At 59.9% G+C, this 2,000-nt stretch carries 2 protein-coding genes and 1 pseudogene; all 3 read right to left on the bottom strand.

Annotated features, from left to right (window positions below):
- Positions 1 to 485 (bottom strand): annotated as a pseudogene (mmaA4, locus tag F0Q45_RS25660) (hydroxymycolate synthase MmaA4); the annotation flags it as partial.
- Positions 486 to 627: 142 nt separating this feature from the next.
- Positions 628 to 1,509: a methoxy mycolic acid synthase MmaA3 gene (gene mmaA3, locus F0Q45_RS25665; RefSeq protein ID WP_149656546.1), complete on the bottom strand. Its 882-nt coding sequence runs from the start codon at positions 1,507 to 1,509 to the stop codon at positions 628 to 630.
- Positions 1,510 to 1,628: 119 nt separating this feature from the next.
- A partial coding sequence (locus F0Q45_RS25670; RefSeq protein ID WP_188113170.1) for a class I SAM-dependent methyltransferase occupies positions 1,629 to 2,000 on the bottom strand: 372 nt, incomplete at its 5' end.

Genomic DNA, 2,000 nt, shown 5'->3' on the forward strand with positions numbered 1-2,000 from the left:
TTGAAACAGCGCTTGAAGAAGTCGTCGTAGTTCTCGTGCCCGAAGTGTTCGAAGGCCTCGATGGATACGATCCGGTCGACGGGCTCGTTGAAGTCTTCCCAGCCGTGCAGCCGCACCTGGCGGGAGCGGTTGGTGTCGATGGAGCCCAGCACCTGCTCAGATCGGGCGTGCTGGTTCTTGGACAGGGTTAGGCCGATCACGTTAACGTCGAACCGCTCGATGGCCCGCCTCATGGTGGTGCCCCAGCCGCAGCCGATGTCGAGCAGAGTCATTCCTGGTTTGAGGTCCAACTTGTCCAGGTTGAGGTCGATCTTGGCGTACTGAGCTTCTTCGAGTGTGAGGTCCGCCGGCTCGAAGTAGGCGCAGCTGTAGGTGCGGGTGGGGTCTTGGAACAGGGCGAAGAAATCGTCGGAGACGTCGTAGTGCGCTTGAATGTCTTCGGAGCGCGTCTTCGTCCTCGTCTGGGTCGGCACTGTCTCAGCCATTGTCGTCCTGTTCTCCTGGATAGTGATCACTGCTCGAACGCACGCGCGAAGCCTCGGCTTGACTGTGCAGGCGTACGAATTCCTGAAGCATTGTCTATCGACGCGAGGGTGTGCACCCGTAGCTCGCCTGTGGCACGAAAGTCTACTTGGCTAGGGTGAACTGGTTGCAGTCGATATAACCCATCCGGAACGCCTTGGCGCAGCCGGTCAGGTATTTCATGTACCGCTCGTAGACTTCGTCGGACTGGATCGCGATAGCCTCGTCTCGGCGCGCCTCCAGCGCCTCGGCCCAGAAGTCGAGCGTCTTGGCGAAGTCGAGCTGCAGCGACTGGCGGCGAGTCACTGTGAAACCCACTTTGCTTGCGTGTTCCTCGACGGTCTCGATCATCGGCAGCCGGCCGCCCGGGAAGATGTCGGTCACGATGAACCGGATGAACTTGGCCATCTCCATGGTCAGCGGGATGCCGCGCTCCATGACCTGCTTGACGTGCAGCCCGGTGATGGCGTGCAACAACATGACACCGTCGGCGGGCAAGGCTGCGTAGACGAACTTGAAGAAGTCGTCGTAACGGTGAAAGCCAAAGTGCTCTAACGCTTCGATGGTGACGATGCGGTCCACTGGCTCGTTGAACTCTGCCCAGTCGCGCAACAGCACCCGACGCGAGCGGTTGCTGTCGACCTCGTCGAGCACCTGCTGGCAGTAAGCGTGCTGATTCTTGGAAAGTGTCAGCCCGACCACATTGACGTCATATTTTTCGATGGCACGCTTCAGCACAGAGCCCCAGCCGCAGCCGATGTCGAGCAGGGTCATACCTGGCTCGAGCCCCAGCTTGTCCAGTGTCAGGTCAATCTTGGCCAGCTGCGCTTCGTGCAGCGTCATGTCTTCGCGCGGAAAGTAGGCACAGCTGTACGTGCGGGTCGGATCGACGAACAACGCGAAGAATTCGTTGGATAGGTCGTAATGCGCTTGGACGTCGTCCAAATTTGATCGTGTGCGCGTGGCACCCGGTGCCTTACCAGACATATGTCCTCCCGATGGGTCGGACACCCTCACGAGGTGACCATCCCCGGCACCCTACACCGGCCAGGGTGCATCTCGCGCATTTGAGGTCGCCCGAGCCGGTTTTTTCAATCGGGTCTCCGCTACTTTTGCAGGGTGAACTGGTTGACATCGATGTAGCCGGTGCGGAACGACTTGGCGCATCCGGTCAGGTACTTCATGTAGCGCTCGTACACCTCTTCGGACTGGATCTCGATCGCCTCATCCTTGCGTGCTTCCAACGCCGCTGCCCACAGATCCAGAGTTCGCGCGTAGTGCGGCTGCAGCGATTGGCGGCGGGTTAGCGTGAAGCCGGCCTTCCCAGCGTGCTCTTCGACCTTCTCGATCGAGGGCAACCGGCCGCCCGGGAAAATCTCAGTCACGATGAACTTGATGAAGCGAGCCAATTCAAAGGTCATCGGCATGCCGCGCTCGACGATCTGCGGTCCGGTCAGGCCGGTGATGGTGTGCAGCAA

This window comes from Mycobacterium simiae (assembly GCF_008370645.1).
In the GTDB taxonomy this organism is placed as follows: Bacteria; Actinomycetota; Actinomycetes; order Mycobacteriales; family Mycobacteriaceae; genus Mycobacterium; species Mycobacterium simiae_A.